We start from the raw sequence: 16346 nt of genomic DNA on the forward strand, positions 1-16346 counted from the left end.
ATACGAGTTTCGCTTTCACCTCTCGAACAATTTCTGAACATTTTCGTGGATGAATGCTCTTAATTTTCCTAAAGTATAAGAAAAATCGGGCCTTCTGCCGATAATAATTTGGAAATCGCAGGATCAAATCGTCAGATATTATGGCAATCCGAAGAGAAATGGGAGGAAGAGGGAAAGTGTATTCGGGATTTTGGAAACGATTGTGCGCTTATATTATTGATGGCATCATTCTTTATGTAGCCAGTGTGATTCTGGGCAGCGTATTTACCATGTTTGAATACCTGCTTATGATTCCATTCGCCCTTAATTTGACTCAATTCACCGATTCCATCGTGTGGGTTACCTTGGGATTCAGGGGCCTGCTCATTGTTGTTACCGGATGGCTGTACTATGCCTTCATGGAATCGTCGAAATGGAAGGCAACGTTAGGAAAGCTTGCGACAGGCAGCGTCGTGGTGGATGAAAGGAACGAAAGGATCTCTTTCGCGCGGGCGAGCGGCAGATATTGGAGCAAGCTGATTTCCGTTTGCACTCTGTACGTCGGCTTCATCATGGCCGGATTCACCCAGAAAAAACAAGCGCTGCACGATATGATTGCAAAGACTTATGTGGTGGATAAAAATGTGCTCGAACTCCAGGCGAACGGTTATGGGAATGCGGATGTGACGCAAATTTGAATGTGAAGCTTTGCTGGACCGAATCATCCTACACCTTGTTCTCACGGCTGCATCAGTATAGTTTGTAAATTTTTTCAAATGACTCAGGACTGCCGACGGTCCGACGGTCAATTCTCCGGGTCGTTCCGGGGTAGGGTCACAGCCCGTAAGATCGGAACGGAAGGCGGGTACGCAGAAAACCCCGGCCGCTTCGGCGGAGGTCCTGTAACAACGGACTTCCGCAGGCGGGCGGGGTTTTGGTTTTTCGGCGCAGTGGGAGTGCTATTTTTAAAGCTCGGGTTTTACCCGCAGGTGCAGTTCAGCACCGGCTTGCGGGCAGCTAGCGTTTCATCGAGCCGTCGGACGACGGTCGTGTACGGGGCGTTCAGCAGCAGATCTGGCTGCTCCTCGGCTTCCTTGGCGATCCGAATCATCGTATCGATAAACGCGTCGAGCGTTTCCTTGCTTTCTGTCTCCGTCGGCTCGATCATGATGCATTCCTCGACGTTGAGCGGGAAGTAGATGGTCGGCGGATGATAGCCGAAATCGAGCAGGCGCTTGGCGACGTCGAGCGTTCGCACGCCGTACTTTTTGAGACCGCGTCCGGACATGACGAACTCGTGCTTGCAGACGCCCGGATAAGGCATCTCGTAATACGGAGCAAGCCGGTGCATCATGTAGTTGGCGTTCAGCACGGCGCATTCCGAGACTTCGCGGAGTCCCTCCGGACCGTACGTGCGGATGTAAGTATACGCCCGAACGAGAATGCCGAAGTTGCCGTTGTAAGCTTTCACCCGTCCGATCGAGTCCGGACGGTCGGAGTCGAGATAGAACGTGCCGTCCTCGCGGCGGGCTACGATCGGCTTCGGCAGGAACGGAATGAGCTTGCTTTTCACGCCGACCGGCCCTGCGCCCGGACCGCCGCCCCCGTGCGGGGTACTCATTGTTTTGTGCAGGTTGAGATGCACGACGTCGAAGCCCATGTCGCCGGGGCGCGTAATGCCCATGATGGCGTTGGAGTTGGCTCCGTCATAATAGAGCAATCCGCCCGCCTCGTGGACGATCTCCGCGATCTCCACGATGTGTTCCTCGAACAAGCCGAGCGTGCTCGGATTTGTCAGCATGAGCGCGGCCGTGTCCGGGCCGACCGCCGCGCGCAGCGCGTCCAGATCGACGAGGCCCTGCTCGTTCGACTTGATCGTCAGCGTCTCGAAGCCGGCCGTGGTCGCGCTGGCTGGGTTCGTCCCGTGCGAGGAATCCGGCACGATGACCTTGGTCCGCGTCTCGCCCCGGCTTTCGTGGTAAGCGCGGATCATCATGAGCCCCGTCCATTCGCCGTGCGCTCCCGCGGCCGGCTGCAGCGTCACCTGATCCATGCCGGTGAGTGTAGCGAGATCGTTCTGGAGCGTGTACAGCAGCTCCAGCGCCCCTTGAACGCTGGATTCCGGCTGATACGGGTGAATTCCGGCGAACCCGGGGAAACGCGCCGTATCTTCGTTAATCTTCGGATTGTATTTCATCGTGCAGGAGCCGAGCGGATAAAAGCCGTTGTCTACGCCGAAGTTGAGGCGCGACAGTTCGGTGTAATGCCGGATGACGTCGACCTCGTACACTTCCGGCAGGGCGGCGGGCTCGCTGCGAAGCAGGTGGGACGGAACCAGCTCGGCGGCTTCCGTCTCCGGGACGTCGCAGGCGGGCAGCGAGTAAGCGACGCGCCCCGGCTGGCTCAGCTCGAAAATGAGCGCTTTTTCCGGTTTCATACGAGTTCCCCCAATCGTGCTGCAAATTCGTCAATTTCGGCTTTGGTCCGTTTTTCGGTAACGGCCACGAGCATATGGTTCTGAAGCTCCGGATAATAGCGGCCCAGATCGAGCCCTCCGATAAATCCGGCTTCCAGCAGCCGTTCGTTCAAGTCTGCAATATTCCCGTTCGCCGGAAGGCTCACGACGAATTCGTTGAAGAAAGGCGCCGTGAACGGGAGCGACGGGCCTTCGAGTTTCGCCAGCTCGCGCGCGGCATAGTGGGATTTCTGCAGATTCAGGCTTCCCACTTCGCGCATTCCTTCCTTGCCCATTGTGGACAGGTAGATGGAGGCGCACAAGGCCAGCAGCGCCTGGTTCGAACAAATGTTCGAGGTCGCTTTCTCGCGGCGGATATGCTGCTCCCGGGCTTGCAGCGTAAGCACGAAGCCGCGCTTGCCGTCGCGGTCGACCGTCTGGCCGACGATCCGGCCGGGCATGCGGCGCATCAGCGGCTCGGAGACGGCGAAAAATCCGCAGGTCGGGCCGCCGAACGCCGGATGAATGCCGAGCGGCTGGGCATCGCCCACGACGATGTCCGCGCCGAGCTTGCCGGGCGCTTCCAGCAGTCCGAGCGACATCGGATTCGTGCTGACGACGAACAGCGCTTTGCGGCTGTGAGCGATCGGTTCGATCGCCGCCAGATCCTCGATGCAGCCGAAGAAGTTCGGCGACTGCACGATGACGGCGGCGGTATCGTCGGTCACAGCAGCTTTAAGCTGCTCCAGATCGGTCACGCCGTCCGCATAGTCGACCTCTACCACGTTCAGGTTGAGGCCGCGCGCCGTCGTGCGCATAATTTCGCGCGCCTCGGGATGGACGGTCCGCGAGATGACGATCTGCTTCCGCTGCGTGGCTCCGCTGGCGAGAGCGCCCGCTTCGGCCAGCGCCGTCGCGCCGTCGTACATGCTGGCGTTGGCGACCTTCATGCCGGTCAGCTCGCAAATGTACGATTGGAATTCGAAAATCGCCTGCAGCTCCCCTTGGCTGATTTCCGGCTGATACGGCGTGTAGGCCGTATAAAATTCCGAACGGGAAATCATATGATTGATGACGACGGGCACGTGATGATCGTACAGGCCCGCGCCCAGAAAGCTGGCGTATTGGCTCGTATCCGCATTGCGGGAAGCCAACTGCTTCATATGCTTTAACAGCGAGATTTCATCCAGCGCGCCGGACATCGGCAGCGTGCCGCGGTAGCGGATCGGTTCGGGAATGTCTCGAAACAGCTCTTCGACCGAGTCGACGCCGATCGTGCGCAGCATGTCGGCCCGATCCCGGTCGGTCATAGGCAAATACCGGTGTTTGACGCTCATTGTATGGGTTTCACTCCTTGTCGGTTCTCGCTTCTGTTAGGATTTTACGTTTCGACGATAGAACGGCGCTTTGATGATAACGGCCTTCAACCGGTTGCCCCGGATTTCCACTTCCACTTCGGTGCCCGGCTCGCCATACTCCGCTTGAACCAGCGCCAGACCTAGATTTCGCTTAAGCGTGGGGGATTGCGTCCCGGTGGTCACTTCGCCGATCTGCCGGTCGCCGGCATAGACGGGATAATGGGAGCGGGGAATGCCCCGGTCGATCATCTCGATGCCGACGAGCTTGCGCGGCACGCCTTCTTCCTTCTGGCGGAGCAGCGCGTCCCGGCCGATAAAGTCGTCCTTCGCCAGCTTGACGAAGAAGCCGAGGCCCGCCTCCAGCGGCGTAATCTTGTCCGAAAGCTCCTGCCCGTACAGCGGCAGCTTGGCTTCAAACCGCAGCGTATCCCGCGCGCCTAGTCCAGCAGGCGTCAGACCGAGCGGTTCGCCCGCTTCCATCAGCCCTTTCCACAGCGCGGGGGCGTCATCCGCGGCGACATAAAACTCGAAGCCGTCTTCGCCGGTGTAGCCGGTGCGGGAGACGAGCACGGGCACACCGCATACCTTGGCTTCAGGAATAAAATGGAACGGTGAGAGCGCATTCAAATCGGCGTCCGTGACGCGGGCGGCAATCGCTAGGGCGTTCGGACCTTGCAGCGCCAGAAGGGCCGTCGCATCCGACTTGTTTTCCAGGGAGACGTCGCCGAGCAGGTTCGATTCCAGCCAGCGGAAGTCTTTGTCGATATTGGAGGCGTTGACGACGAGCATAAATTGATCAGCCGACAGCCGGTAGACGAGCAGGTCGTCGACGACGCCCCCGTCCTCGTAGCACATCAGCGTATACTGCGCCTGGCCGTCGGCAAGCCGCGAGACATCATTCGTCGTGACCCGCTGGAGGAACGTCTCCGCGAAGGTGCCGGTCACGAGAAATTCGCCCATGTGCGATACGTCGAACAAGCCGGCCTGCTGTCTGACCGCTTCGTGCTCGCGCCCAATGCCGGTGAATTGGACCGGCAGTTCCCAGCCGCCGAAGTCGATGCAGCGGGCGCCGGAGTATTCGGCATACAAAGGGAACAGCGGCGTTCTTTTCAATGACGGATTCAATCGAATCACCTCGGTCGTGGTATTGGGTTTACAATACGTTTTCATGCCAAAAAAGGACAGGACGAAAAGGCAACTAAAGCATGCCAAAATCGCATGCCTGCGCTGTCTTTTCGCTCTGTCCTTTGTACCTGAGAGTTACCTTGCAGCCGTCTTCCGGGATGGAAGCGGCCGTACAAGTTTCCCCTTGGGTGACCCTGAGCTTGCTTAAAGCAAGGAGGGTGCTCTCCAGAGTTGCGTCCGGTAGAGGTCCTTTTGCCTGAGAGATTCACCCGGCTCGGCGGGTTTACTCCTTCGGCGCTACCGTACGTTCCGGTAATCTCTCCCTTTACGTTCATCCGCGTTATTCGGTTGCATAGCTCTATATTCATTAATACTCTAAAGAGCAGGCTGTGTCAACCGCAAACGTCAGCCAAGATTTTGATGCGGATTCTTGACATCCCTATCCGGTTGAATTACTCTTGAAGGAGATGTGAAATACAGCGAATGACGATGGTTGGGAGAGACCGGAGCGGCCGCGATAAGCCCGCGTAAGGCACCGAAGGAGCAAGTCGCCAAACCTGCCGAATGGCGATTAATCTCTCAGGTAAACGTACCGCCATCCGACGCGCCTCTGGAGAGAGCGTAAGCCACCAAAGGGGTAACGGCGCGACGAGCGGCCCTAAACTCTCAGGTACCCGGGACAGAGAACAAGGCGAGATGCCTTTTCCTGTCCTTTTTTGGCGTTTGCGAGCACGCAGGCGAAGCCGGATAGTCTGAGTGGAAGCGCTTCAATTCGGTCATGGCGTGGCTGGCAATTCGGCTGACGCGGATAAAGCGCCGGTATTGGCGGATACGCTAAGAGGAAGCAAGCTGCTTTGCCGGACAGCAAGCAAGGCGGAGCGGAAACACGATAAGGGCAGAGCTGCCGTCATGCTGCTGCCCGCGTTTTCAAAGCGATAGGGATCTATTTATTCCAGGAGAAAAGGGTGCTGACGATGAGTGAAGTAAAAGCGGGATTGCGTTATACGGAAGAGCATGAATGGGCGGAAAAGACCGGGGCGACGTCCGTGCGGATCGGCATTACGGATTTTGCCCAGCATCAGCTTGGGGACATCGTGTTCGTCGAGCTGCCGAAGCTCGGAGCCAAGCTGGAGGCGCATGCGCCGATGGGAACGATCGAATCGGTCAAGACGGTATCCGATCTGTTCAGCCCGGTAGCAGGGACGGTGACGAAGGTGAACGAAGCGCTGCTGGATTCGCCGGAGCTGGTCAACAGCGAGCCGTACGGAGCCGGTTGGATCGTGGAAGTGGAAGTCGACGGGGAGATCGGCCAAGCGCTCGAGAGCTTGCTTACCGCCGAAGCTTACGGCGAATTCGTCGCAAGCCAGGACTAATCGTCCGGCAAAGCGGGCAGAATCGTTTGGAACAAAAACCGGCGGTCAAAGCGGACGAACCGTTGAAAGAGGGTATGTCCAATGCGCTTTAAGCATGTATTTACGATTATCGGGCCGGCGATGGTCGGTCCGTCCAGCTCCCACACGGCCGGTGCGGTTCGCATCGGCCGTGTGGCGCGGCAGCTGCTCGGCTGCAGGCCGGAAAAAGCACGCGTGCTCCTGTACGAATCGTTCGCTGAGACGTACTGGGGCCACGGCACGGATCTGGCAATCGCCGGAGGGCTGCTCGACTACGATACGGACGATCCCCGCATTCCGCATGTGCTGGACGAAGCCCGGTCGCTCGGCATGGAGATCGCGTTCGAGCCGAGTACCGGAGCCGCGCCTCATCCGAACTCGGCCAAAATCGAGCTGTGGTCGGGCGATCGCTATGCGGAGGTATTGGGCGCTTCCATCGGCGGGGGCAATATTGAGATTCATTCGCTGAACGGCTTTGACGTCAGCTGCACAGGGCAGTATCCGATGCTGGTGATCAAGCATTCAGACCGTACGGGAATTCTCGCTTCGATTACGAAGGTCGTCAGCGAGGCGGGAGTCAATATCGGCTTTATGGATGTCGACCGCAAGGGTCGTCAAGGCGAAGCGATGACGGTTATCGAGATGGACTCGGCTCCGCCGGAGGGTATGCTGGCGTCCATTCGTCTGCTGCCGGACGTGGCGGATGCGACGATCATCGATTTGGCACAAAGGAGCGGGAGAGCATGAGATTTCAAACGCTGCGGCAGTTGGCCGAACTATGCCGCTCGGAATCGACGACGGTCGCACGCCTCATGATTGAGGAGCAGGTGAAAGAAACCGGCGAGACAAGGGAGCAGGTCATTCGCCAGATGGCGGAGTATTATCAAACGATGAAAGAAGCGGTGCGGCGGGGCATCGAACAGCCCACGGCTTCGCGGAGCGGGTTGACGGGCGGCGACGCCGGCCGGGTCGCTGCCTTCGCGGCGAGCGGCGATCCTTCTTCCGGCCGCGAAGCGAGCACGGCGATGGCCTACGCGCTTGCCGTATCGGAAGTGAACGCTTCGATGGGCCGCGTAGTGGCGACGCCGACGGCGGGCTCCTGCGGCATTATCCCCGGCGTGTTCGTCAGCTCGCAGGAACGGTTCGGCTGGCCGGACGAGAAGCTGGTTGAAGGACTGTTTTGCGCAGGAGCGATCGGATATGTCATCGCCAACAACTCGTCCATTTCCGGAGCGGAGGGCGGCTGCCAGGCCGAGGTCGGTTCCGCCATCGGGATGGCGGCGGGCGCGCTGGTCGAAATGCGCGGCGGCAGCCCGGAGCAGGCGATGCATGCGGTCGGCTTGGCGCTGAAAAATACGCTTGGCCTGATCTGCGACCCGGTTGCCGGACTCGTGGAAATTCCGTGCATCGTGCGCAATGGGCTCGGCGCCGTCAACGCGCTCGCCGCTGCCGACATGGCGCTGGCCGGTGTGCGCAGCGTCATTCCGTCGGACGAAGTGATCGGCGTCATGCTGTCCGTTGGCCGGGCGATGCCGCGCGAGCACCGGGAGACGGCGCTTGGCGGGCTGGCGCAGACGCCGACGGGGCGGAAGCTGACGGAACAGCTGCGTGCCCGTAATCGAAGCGGGACGGACGAGCAGAAGGAGCCTGTCTAACCGTGAAGCTGGCTGTAATATTCGATGCCCATCACCAATAGAAGAAACAATAGCAGGAAGAACGCTTTCAATAAGCGGATTTGATAGTCTGACATGGAATGGCTCCTCCTTGGAATGCGAGAATCAGCTTGCGATTTATTCCTTGGCGCTACATCTATTATACCCTTAAAAAGGGTAGAAATGTAAATGTATAGGTTTTCAAATTAGAGATAGGCGCATTCGCGAGGAGCGGGCTGCGTCTATTTTGTCGTGCAAACCTTCTTCCCCAGATATATTCTTATGGCTCCGAATTGCGTTGTCATCCATTTCCTCCAATCCCAAAAGATAATTTGTGTTACATTGTAGTTTTTGGTTTTATTTTGTAGTCCGAAAAGTAGAATAAATCACAGTTTCGGAAAAACGCTGAAAGCGTTTTCGATAAAGCCGCGGTTGGAACGGGGAAATGCATTTGATTGGAGATATCGCAAAACCGTATGGAAGCTCTACATTCATTTGATATGAGGTGAAGAAATGCAAGAACTGTTGCAGAGTATTGTTGGCGAAATCAACGAATTTTTCTGGGGGAAATTGTTGATTGTTTTACTTGTCGGTACGGGACTTTATTTCACGTTCAAATTGAAATTCCTGCAAGTCCGCATGCTGAAAGAAATGGTTCGCGTTTTAAAAGAAGGGAAGTCCGCTTCTAAAGACGATATTTCCCCATTTCAAGCGTTTGCTATTGGTATGGCCGCTCGCGTGGGGACGGGCAATATTACGGGGATTGCCATTGCCATCGCGTTAGGCGGTCCGGGGTCGGTCTTCTGGATGTGGATTATTGCTATCATTAGTTCGGCATCCAGCTTTGTTGAAAGTACGCTAGCGCAGGTCTATAAAACGAAAGATAAAAACGGCTTCCGCGGCGGCCCGTCCTATTATATGGAGAAAGGCTTAAAGCAACGTTGGATGGGCGTTTTCTTCGCGATTTTAATTACCGTTACGTTCGGTCTTATCTTCAACTCCGTACAATCCAATACGGTTACCATCGCCTTTGAGAACGCATTCGGCACCGATCGTTTAACGATGGGAATTCTCATGACCATCGCTTTCGCCGTGATTATCTTTGGCGGTGTAACGCGTATTGCCAAAATGGCTGAATATAAGGTTATGATTCTAGCTGTCTTATACATTGGCGTTGCCTTATTTGTCGTGCTTACCAACATTACGAAAATGCCGGAAGTTCTTTCGCTTATTGTTAAAAACGCGTTTGGTCTTGAGCAAATAGCAGGCGGTTCCATCGGTGCCGCTCTCATGCATGGAACCAAAAGGGGCTTATTCTCGAACGAAGCCGGTATGGGGAGCGCTCCGAACGTTGCCGCAACGGCAACCACAAGTCATCCGGTGAAACAAGGACTTATTCAAGCCTTTGGCGTATTAACGGATACACTCATCGTCTGTACGAGCACGGCATTTATTATTTTGCTCTCCGATGCGTACAAACAACCGGGGCTAAGCGGCATTGCGCTTTCACAAGCGGCATTAAGTGAGCACATTGGCTCTTGGGCATCAGGCTGTCTTGCTATTTTTGTCTTCCTGTTTGCCTTTGGTTCGCTGATTGGCAACTATTACTACGGGGAAACGAATATTCGATTTCTTCACACAAGTAAAACATGGCTGATGGTCTACCGAATCGGAGCGATCGCCATGGTCGTATTCGGCTCGATCGCAAAGGTTCAATTGGTATGGGATTTGGCCGATTTATTTATGGGCCTGATGGTTATCGTAAACTTGATCGCGATCCTCTGGCTGTCCAAAATCGCCTTCGCAGCTTTGCAGGACTACGTCAAGCAGAAGAAGGCCGGGCTTGATCCGGTATTTTATCGAGACAGCATTGATGGCCTCACCAACGCCGAGTGCTGGGAGGAACGTCCGCCGGTTTCCCGGACACCTGAAGTTCAACCTTCGGGTATGCCTGTCGGTCACCAAACGCAGCGGCTGGAAAACGTATAACAGCGACATTGATACGATAAATTGAATTTGCCGGATAAAAGACACGTACCATCTGAGCGCGGGACGTGTCTTTTTTTGGTTCCCGGGCGGAAGATCGTTGACAAGCTTCAAGTGGTGATATACTGTATATATTAATATATACACTTATACACCTTCAGAGGAGTGAGTATTGCATGATTGCTGAATTTCTGAAAGAATGGTCTTATCTTGCCGTCTTCGTTCTTGCGGCGCTGCCTTGGGTGGAATCGGCTTTTGTCGTAGTGCTAGGTATCGCCATGCTTGACTTAAACCCGGTTGCCACAACGATTTTGGCTTTTCTGGGGAATTGGATTACCGTGCTGCTCGTCGTTTTCTTGTTCGACCGCTGGAACGCATGGCGCAGCAAACGCAGCGGAGCAAGCGAAAGCAAACGAAGCCAGCGGGCCTACCGCCTATTTGTCCGGTACGGGCTGCCGGGTCTTGCCTTTCTCGGTCCCATCCTGATCGGGACGGAGATTGCGGCGGGCTTCGCCATGCTGTTCAAAGCGCCCCGCGGCCCCGTCCTGTTCTGGATGACGTGCTCGCTGGCGTTCTGGACGATCCTGTTCGCCGCTGCCGCCGCTTACGGCGTCGATCTTTTCGGTCTGACCCGTATGAATCAATCATCTGGAGCGTGAGTGGAATTGCGTGATGCTTGCCGGATTGCATGGAATGAGTTAAAACATAAATATGTTGCGCTGCTGGCCAACGTTCTGTTCTCGGCCTTGATCGGGTTCTTTCTGGCGCACGATATGGTGCGCACGCTGGGGGGAGACGAGCGCGGCAGTATGCAGCCGGGCGTTTCTTTTCCCGTGGATTTATGGTTAATTGCCGTTGTTCCTACGCTCGGCGCGCTTGCCTTTTCCAGAGAATACCTATCTTTCAGTTACTTGGTGTCGGAGGATCCGTTTTTGAAGCGGCTGCGCTTTTTCCGGATGTGGGCCATTCCGCTCAAGGTCGTAGCCTGGAGCCGGATGCTGTATATGATGATGTGCCTGGGAACGTCCTTGCTCGTCTTTGTCGGCGTCTTTGTCGCGTCAAGTTGGTCCGCTTTGCTTGGCGTGCTGTCCATGGCGGAGTATGCCGCCTTTGTGCTCGTCTGGGTCGGCTATGCCTTTGCGGTCAGCGGCATCAATCCGTATCTGGAATTCGGAACGAACGGCAAAGCGATTCTGATCGGCTCCTTTACGGCCCTGATGTTGATCGTTGCGGGAATCTTAATGTTCTACTCGCATTTTGGACAACCGGTTTATTTATGGGTGTTTGAATTGGCGCGGGGAAATCCGCCGGTTGCCATGATCTTGTCCGTACTTATGGCCGTGCTTGGGGTGGCGGGGTTCTACCGGGCCTTAATTTACCGGCTTGCGCGCAAGGATCTTCCCTAGGGTCGGTCCGCCCGCACAGCGGCCGGGGGTTCACCTGACTTGTCAGAAAGGAGGCGGCAGCGATACAGCTACCGATACACATCTCGGAACATAGCCGGGAGCCGATTTATCATCAAATTGAACAGCAGCTGATATCGTTCATCGTAAGCGGTCAGCTTAAACCGGGCACGCCGCTTCCTTCGATCCGGTCGCTCGCCAGCGATCTGGCCTGCAGCGTCATTACGGTGAACCGGGCTTATCAAAATTTGGAGCAGCGCAAATTCATTCAGACCGTGCAGGGAAAAGGAACGTTCGTAGCGGATGTGCAGGAGGGCGAGAAGAAGCAGGTCGCGGACGCCAGTCTGCACCAAGCGTTCCGCGCGGCGATTGAAATGAGCTTTCGGCTGCAGAACGATCCGGAGCAAACGCGGCAGACGTTTGAGCAGATCCTGGCGGAAATGCTGCAAGAAAGGAGGCGAGGCGGATGACTTCCCCAAGTCCTCTTCGGCTGGAGCGCTTCGTGAAACAGCGAGATGACTTCCGGCTGGGACCGATCGATATCGTTCTGGAGCCCGGCCTGACGTATGCGTTGGTAGGCCCGAACGGCTCGGGCAAAACGACGTTGCTCAAGTGCCTTATGAATCTGATGAAGCCGACCTCAGGCAAGCTGGAAATTTTCGGCCATACGTATGAGCGGGAGGAGCAGGCTATCAAGACGCAGATCGCTTTTGTCCCCGATCCGCTGGACGGCTGCGAGCCCTTTACGCTGCGGGAGATGAGGGATTTTATCGGCGGCTGGTACGCATCGTGGGACGACGACGATTTTGTCCGGCGCGCGGCGTCTTTTCGTATTCCGCTGGACAAAAGGTACGGCAAGATGTCGCAGGGGGAGCGGAAAAAGGCGGCGTTAACGCTCGCGCTGAGTACGCATGCGCGTCTGCTGCTGCTCGATGAGCCGACGAACGGTCTGGATATCGCCAGCCGCAATCGTCTGAAGCAGATGCTTGTCGAGGATGCGGAGAGCGTGGAACGGACCGTCGTGCTATCCACCCATTCGGTCGAAGATATTCGGCAGTTTGCGGATTGCATTCTTTTGCTGAGAAACGGCGCTTTGGAAGGCCCTTACGAAAAAGATGCCTTGGTCGCCTCGTGGCGCCGGCTCTGGTTAACCGGAGAAGCGCTGCCCAGTCTGGCGGATATCCCGGGCGCGGTCGATTGGAGTGAGAGCCCGTTTCCTCAACTGGTCACCTGCGACCGTACGGCAACCTTGATTTTCTTGTCCGAAAACGGAATCCAAGTCACGAAGGAGCAGCCGCTGCCGCTGGACGAATTGTTGGACCGGCTTCTGGAGAAAAACGAGCGCTAGACGAATCATACGCGAACCCCGATTTTTCTATTGACATTCCCGGGGTTCGGGGGTATGATTTCGATTAAAGCATAGTAATTTTATGGGAATAGTCAAGAAATCTACCGGACTACCGGAGACACGTACCGCCTGCTGGGCGGAATGTGTCTTTTTTATTTTTACGGTCGTCCGGCGAAGGGGGCGTACTGCTTGGCGCAAAAAGACGAATGGCTGCGGGCGGAAGGGGACCGCTTTCCGGGCAAAACGTATGCCGAAGTCGTGCTGGAGCCCGCCTACGAGCAAACCAAGGCGGAGCTGCTGGCGCCGATGCTTGAGGTCAATAAGGCGTATCTGCTTATAGCTTGCTAACCTAAAGACAGAAGGTGGAACCTCGATGCTGTTCAAGGAAGGCTTTCAAGTATTCGACATTCATGCCCATTTGCCTTATCCGCTGCCGTTTATGTCGGCTAATCCGGTGATCCGAAGCCAGAACGCGCTGCGTTCCGAACGGATGCGGTTGACGTGGGATTTCCCGGAGCCTCCGGCGGAGGAGGATCAGGATGCGGACCGGCCGCTCATCGACCGTTGGGCAGACGAATTGGACCGCTACGGCATTGGCGGAATCAATTTCCTGACCGCCTGGAGCAACGACGATCTGGCCGAGCAGATCGGCAAATACCCCAGCCGGTTTACCGGCTTCGCCCATCATTCCATCGAGGAGCCGAATGCGGCGGAGGAGCTGCAGAGAGCCGTGGACACGCTTGGCCTGAAAGGCTACAAGCTGTTCGGCCCGCTCGTGGAAATCCCGTTTCACGATCCGAAGCTGACGCCGGTGTGGCGGTTTCTCGCCGAGCGGAAGCTGCCGGTGCTCATTCATTTCGGGCTGCTCGGACATACCGGCGGGATCGCCTCGCACCTCAACATCAATCCGCTGGCGATCTTTAACGTGGCCCGGGAATACCCGGATATTCCGTTCATCATTCCGCATTTCGGTGCGGGCTATTTTCAAGAGCTGCTGCACTTGTGCTGGAGCTGCCAGAATATCTTCATCGATACATCCGGGTCGAATCAGTGGATGCGCTGGACGCCGTACGAGCTGAACCTGGATATCCTGTTCCGCAAATGCTACGAGCTGATCGGTCCCGAGCGGATTATATTCGGCACGGATTCCAGCAGCTTCCCGCGGGGGTTCGTCTACCGCTACTTGCAGGATCAGGTGCGCTCCTGCCGCGAGCTGCGGATGAACGAGACGGAGATCGAGAACATTTTTGGGAACAACGCGAGAAGACTGTTGAACTTAGTATAGAAAAAAAGGGGACTGGAAAACCATGAAGAGCACTTATCGTCAGCGTTATCGTTATACGCCTTGGAGCGCCGTGGCGCTTGCGCTTAGCTTAGCCGTGGGGCTGTCCGCCTGCGGCGGCTCCAAGGCGCCGGCGGGAGACGGCAAATCGGGAGAAGGCGCTCAGAAGACGACGGAATCCGGCCAAGAGGAGAAGATTACCATCGAGTACTGGCAGTACCAGTATCCGGCGAAGGTCGAGCTGATCGCGGCGCTGATCGACGAGTTTCAGAAGAAGCATCCGAATATTACCGTCAAGCAGACGAACTTCCCGTATGACCAGTACAACGAGAAGGTGGCGACGCTCGTGCCCGCCGGGAAGGGACCGGATATTATTAACCTGTATTACGGCTGGCTGCCGAAATACGTCTCGTCCGGCTATTTGCAGCCGCTGCCGGAGAGCGTCTTCTCCGAGGAGCAGATCAAGAAGGAGTTTTTCCCGTTCGTCGATACGGCCAAGTTGAACGGCAAATATTACGCGATCCCGACCGCCGTGCGGACGCTCGCCTTGTTTTACAACAAGGATTTGTTCACCAAAGCGGGGCTCGATCCGGGCAAGCCGCCGGCCACTTGGACCGAGCTGGTCGACACCGCGAAGAAGCTGACGCAGCAGGACAAGAACGGGCAATACGTCGTCGAAGGGCTGGCTTGGCAGCCGAACGCGCAGCTCCACCACTGGTACCGCGACGCGCTTGTGTACCAGGCGGGCGGCAAAGATATCAGCGACGACCGGCGCAAAATTTTGTGGGCGGATTCCCCGGCCGGGCTGGAAGCGTTCAAGTATTTGATCGACCTGTCGCTGGTACATAAGGTCGGCACCAAGGATTTCTATAACGACGACATTACCGCCTTCAAGAAGGGCGTAGCTGCGATGAATATCGACGGATCGTTCCAGCTCGGCGGGATCAAGAAGGACGCGCCCGACCTCCAGTATGCGATTGCGCCGCTTCCTTCGTACAAGGACAAGGCGACGCAGGTGTCCTTCTGGGCCAACTCGATTACGAAGGGTGTGAAGGGCAAGAAGCTGGAGGCGGCGACCGAATTCCTGAAGTTTCTGACCAGCAAGGAAGTGCAGGAGCAGTGGGTGGAGAAGGTTGGGGAGCTTCCGGCGAAGCGAGAGGTCGCGCTGCAGGACAAATACGCGAAGGACGAGAAGCTCGGTCCGTTCATCCAGCAGCTGCCTTATGCGCATGCGCACTTCTTCGTGGACGAGAAGCTGGAGCGCGATTACTTCGTCGAAGCGGTCGATCAAGTGGTACTGAAGCAGGTGCCGGTCGAGAAGGCGTACGACGAGCTGGTGAGGAAGACGCAGAAGCTGTTCGACGATTATTGGGCGAAGCAGGATAAAAAATAAGGCGGCGTGCGCGCTGCAAGAAGGACGAGGAGGGAAGAACCTATGGAGCGTGCCGAAGCGCTGTCGGCCGCTAGAAGCCGGGTTCCCCAGAGGCGGGGGCTCGGCGTGAAAAAGCAGCGGTATGTGTTCGTGTACACCTGCCTGCTGGTGCCGCTGCTTTTTTTCGTCTCCATCCGTATTTTGCCGATCCTGTATTCGTTTAACGTCGGCTTCCGGGAATGGGATATGCTGTCCGAAGAGAAGCCGTTTGTCGGGCTCGACAATTACATCGCCTTGTTCCAGGACGAAGTGTTCCTGCAGGCGTTGAAAAATACGCTCGTCTACGTGCTGGCCGGTGTGCCGGGGCAGATCGCCGCCGGATTGGCTGTTGCGCTGCTGCTGCAGCGCATCGGCCGGCTGCGCGGCTTGTTCCGCACGGTCTATTTTATCCCGTACGTCACCAGCGTGGTAGCGGTCAGTTGGGTGTTCCGCTGGATGCTGATGAAGAACGGCGTTGTCAACGGCATTCTGCTCTCGCTCGGGCTCGATCCGCAGCTGTTCCTCGGCTCGCCGTCCCAGGCGATCTATCTGGTCATAGCCGCCATGATCTGGCAGGGCGTCGGGTTTCAAATGCTGATCTTCCTGACGGGGCTGGAGGGCATCCCGCGGCTGTACTACGATGCGGCCGCCATCGACGGCGCGGGAGCGTGGCAGAGGTTCGTGCACATCACGCTGCCGCTGCTTAATCCGGTGATTGTGTTTTCCGTCGTCATCGGCAGCATCGATTATTTGCAGTCGTTCACGCAGGTGCTCAACATGACGTCCGGCGGTCCGCTCAACTCGACCGTCTCGCTCGTGCTGTACATTTACAATCTCGCGTTCAAGCACTTCAACATGGGCCAGGCGGCGGCCGCTACCGTCGTGCTTTTCGCGTTGATCTTGGTCCTGTCGCTGCTGCAGCTCAAGGTGCTGAGCAAGAAGATCGAATATTAAGG

General features: G+C 56.6%; 17 protein-coding genes and 3 riboswitches. Of the genes, 14 read left to right on the top strand and 3 right to left on the bottom strand.

Annotated features, from left to right (window positions below):
- Positions 1-140: 140 nt before the first annotated feature.
- Entirely contained in the window at positions 141-677 is a 537-nt protein-coding gene (locus NI000_RS10230) for an RDD family protein (protein ID WP_253410100.1), read from the top strand.
- A 281-nt stretch (positions 678-958) separates the two neighbouring features.
- Here NI000_RS10230 and gcvPB read toward each other — a convergent pair whose 3' ends face one another.
- Genes gcvPB through gcvT form a run of 3 tightly spaced genes read right to left on the bottom strand, consistent with a single transcriptional unit; the run spans position 959 to position 4917 of the window.
- Complete coding sequence (gene gcvPB, locus NI000_RS10235) at positions 959-2416, bottom strand: aminomethyl-transferring glycine dehydrogenase subunit GcvPB (RefSeq protein WP_253410101.1); 1458 nt, start codon at positions 2414-2416, stop codon at positions 959-961.
- The gene (gene gcvPA, locus NI000_RS10240; protein WP_253410102.1) at positions 2413-3771 is read right to left on the bottom strand and encodes an aminomethyl-transferring glycine dehydrogenase subunit GcvPA; all 1359 of its coding nucleotides are present in this window, start codon (positions 3769-3771) and stop codon (positions 2413-2415) included. The genes gcvPB and gcvPA overlap by 4 nt, the downstream gene beginning before the upstream one ends.
- A gap of 36 nt (positions 3772-3807) precedes the next feature.
- A complete protein-coding gene (gene gcvT, locus NI000_RS10245; RefSeq protein WP_253410207.1) occupies positions 3808-4917 on the bottom strand; it encodes a glycine cleavage system aminomethyltransferase GcvT in 1110 nt (369 codons plus the stop codon).
- Positions 4918-5030: 113 nt separating this feature from the next.
- A riboswitch (glycine riboswitch) is annotated at positions 5031-5148 on the bottom strand.
- A 3-nt stretch (positions 5149-5151) separates the two neighbouring features.
- A riboswitch (glycine riboswitch) is annotated at positions 5152-5252 on the bottom strand.
- 149 nt (positions 5253-5401) lie between these two features.
- A riboswitch (glycine riboswitch) is annotated at positions 5402-5521 on the top strand.
- Between the two features lie 179 nt (positions 5522-5700).
- On the opposite strand from gcvT, the gene NI000_RS10250 reads away from it, so the two are divergent.
- From NI000_RS10250 to NI000_RS10310, 13 genes are all read left to right on the top strand, one after another.
- Positions 5701-5856, top strand: a complete 156-nt coding sequence (locus NI000_RS10250; protein WP_253410103.1) for a hypothetical protein — start codon at positions 5701-5703, stop codon at positions 5854-5856.
- 35 nt (positions 5857-5891) lie between these two features.
- The gene (gene gcvH, locus NI000_RS10255; RefSeq protein WP_253410104.1) at positions 5892-6290 is read left to right on the top strand and encodes a glycine cleavage system protein GcvH; all 399 of its coding nucleotides are present in this window, start codon (positions 5892-5894) and stop codon (positions 6288-6290) included.
- An 81-nt stretch (positions 6291-6371) separates the two neighbouring features.
- A complete protein-coding gene (gene sdaAB, locus NI000_RS10260; RefSeq protein ID WP_253410105.1) occupies positions 6372-7055 on the top strand; it encodes an L-serine ammonia-lyase, iron-sulfur-dependent subunit beta in 684 nt (227 codons plus the stop codon).
- A complete protein-coding gene (gene sdaAA / locus NI000_RS10265) occupies positions 7052-7963 on the top strand; it encodes an L-serine ammonia-lyase, iron-sulfur-dependent, subunit alpha (RefSeq protein WP_253410106.1) in 912 nt (303 codons plus the stop codon). The genes sdaAB and sdaAA overlap by 4 nt, the downstream gene beginning before the upstream one ends.
- 510 nt (positions 7964-8473) lie before the next feature.
- Positions 8474-9949: an alanine/glycine:cation symporter family protein gene (locus NI000_RS10270; protein WP_253410107.1), complete on the top strand. Its 1476-nt coding sequence runs from the start codon at positions 8474-8476 to the stop codon at positions 9947-9949.
- A 173-nt stretch (positions 9950-10122) separates the two neighbouring features.
- Positions 10123-10605, top strand: coding sequence for a small multi-drug export protein (locus tag NI000_RS10275; RefSeq protein ID WP_253410108.1), 483 nt, complete (start codon positions 10123-10125; stop codon positions 10603-10605).
- Positions 10606-11352, top strand: a complete 747-nt coding sequence (locus NI000_RS10280; RefSeq protein ID WP_253410110.1) for a hypothetical protein — start codon at positions 10606-10608, stop codon at positions 11350-11352.
- A gap of 116 nt (positions 11353-11468) precedes the next feature.
- Positions 11469-11819, top strand: coding sequence for a GntR family transcriptional regulator (locus tag NI000_RS10285; RefSeq protein ID WP_309247884.1), 351 nt, complete (start codon positions 11469-11471; stop codon positions 11817-11819).
- The gene (locus tag NI000_RS10290; protein ID WP_253410112.1) at positions 11816-12697 is read left to right on the top strand and encodes an ATP-binding cassette domain-containing protein; all 882 of its coding nucleotides are present in this window, start codon (positions 11816-11818) and stop codon (positions 12695-12697) included. The genes NI000_RS10285 and NI000_RS10290 overlap by 4 nt, the downstream gene beginning before the upstream one ends.
- A gap of 189 nt (positions 12698-12886) precedes the next feature.
- A complete protein-coding gene (locus NI000_RS10295; RefSeq protein WP_253410114.1) occupies positions 12887-13045 on the top strand; it encodes a hypothetical protein in 159 nt (52 codons plus the stop codon).
- 25 nt (positions 13046-13070) lie between these two features.
- Positions 13071-13982: an amidohydrolase family protein gene (locus NI000_RS10300; protein ID WP_253410116.1), complete on the top strand. Its 912-nt coding sequence runs from the start codon at positions 13071-13073 to the stop codon at positions 13980-13982.
- A 22-nt stretch (positions 13983-14004) separates the two neighbouring features.
- Entirely contained in the window at positions 14005-15372 is a 1368-nt protein-coding gene (locus NI000_RS10305) for an extracellular solute-binding protein (RefSeq protein ID WP_253410118.1), read from the top strand.
- A 42-nt stretch (positions 15373-15414) separates the two neighbouring features.
- Positions 15415-16344: a carbohydrate ABC transporter permease gene (locus tag NI000_RS10310; protein ID WP_253410120.1), complete on the top strand. Its 930-nt coding sequence runs from the start codon at positions 15415-15417 to the stop codon at positions 16342-16344.
- The last annotated feature ends 2 nt before the right edge of the window (positions 16345-16346 follow it).

The sequence above is a fragment of the Paenibacillus tyrphae genome, assembly GCF_024158745.1.
Classification (GTDB): domain Bacteria; phylum Bacillota; class Bacilli; order Paenibacillales; family NBRC-103111; genus Paenibacillus_G; species Paenibacillus_G tyrfis_A.

Bases quoted from the DNA above. Each gene is read 5' to 3' on its own strand.
- NI000_RS10300 (WP_253410116.1), top strand. From the start codon at position 13,071: ATGCTGTTCAAGGAAGGCTTTCAAGTATTCGACATTCATGCCCATTTG.
- sdaAB (WP_253410105.1), top strand. From the start codon at position 6,372: ATGCGCTTTAAGCATGTATTTACGATTATCGGGCCGGCGATGGTCGGT.
- NI000_RS10290 (WP_253410112.1), top strand. From the start codon at position 11,816: ATGACTTCCCCAAGTCCTCTTCGGCTGGAGCGCTTCGTGAAACAGCGA.
- NI000_RS10310 (WP_253410120.1), top strand. From the start codon at position 15,415: ATGGAGCGTGCCGAAGCGCTGTCGGCCGCTAGAAGCCGGGTTCCCCAG.
- gcvPA (WP_253410102.1), bottom strand. From the start codon at position 3,771: ATGAGCGTCAAACACCGGTATTTGCCTATGACCGACCGGGATCGGGCC.
- NI000_RS10305 (WP_253410118.1), top strand. From the start codon at position 14,005: ATGAAGAGCACTTATCGTCAGCGTTATCGTTATACGCCTTGGAGCGCC.
- NI000_RS10275 (WP_253410108.1), top strand. From the start codon at position 10,123: ATGATTGCTGAATTTCTGAAAGAATGGTCTTATCTTGCCGTCTTCGTT.
- NI000_RS10270 (WP_253410107.1), top strand. From the start codon at position 8,474: ATGCAAGAACTGTTGCAGAGTATTGTTGGCGAAATCAACGAATTTTTC.
- NI000_RS10230 (WP_253410100.1), top strand. From the start codon at position 141: ATGGCAATCCGAAGAGAAATGGGAGGAAGAGGGAAAGTGTATTCGGGA.
- sdaAA (WP_253410106.1), top strand. From the start codon at position 7,052: ATGAGATTTCAAACGCTGCGGCAGTTGGCCGAACTATGCCGCTCGGAA.
- gcvPB (WP_253410101.1), bottom strand. From the start codon at position 2,416: ATGAAACCGGAAAAAGCGCTCATTTTCGAGCTGAGCCAGCCGGGGCGC.
- gcvH (WP_253410104.1), top strand. From the start codon at position 5,892: ATGAGTGAAGTAAAAGCGGGATTGCGTTATACGGAAGAGCATGAATGG.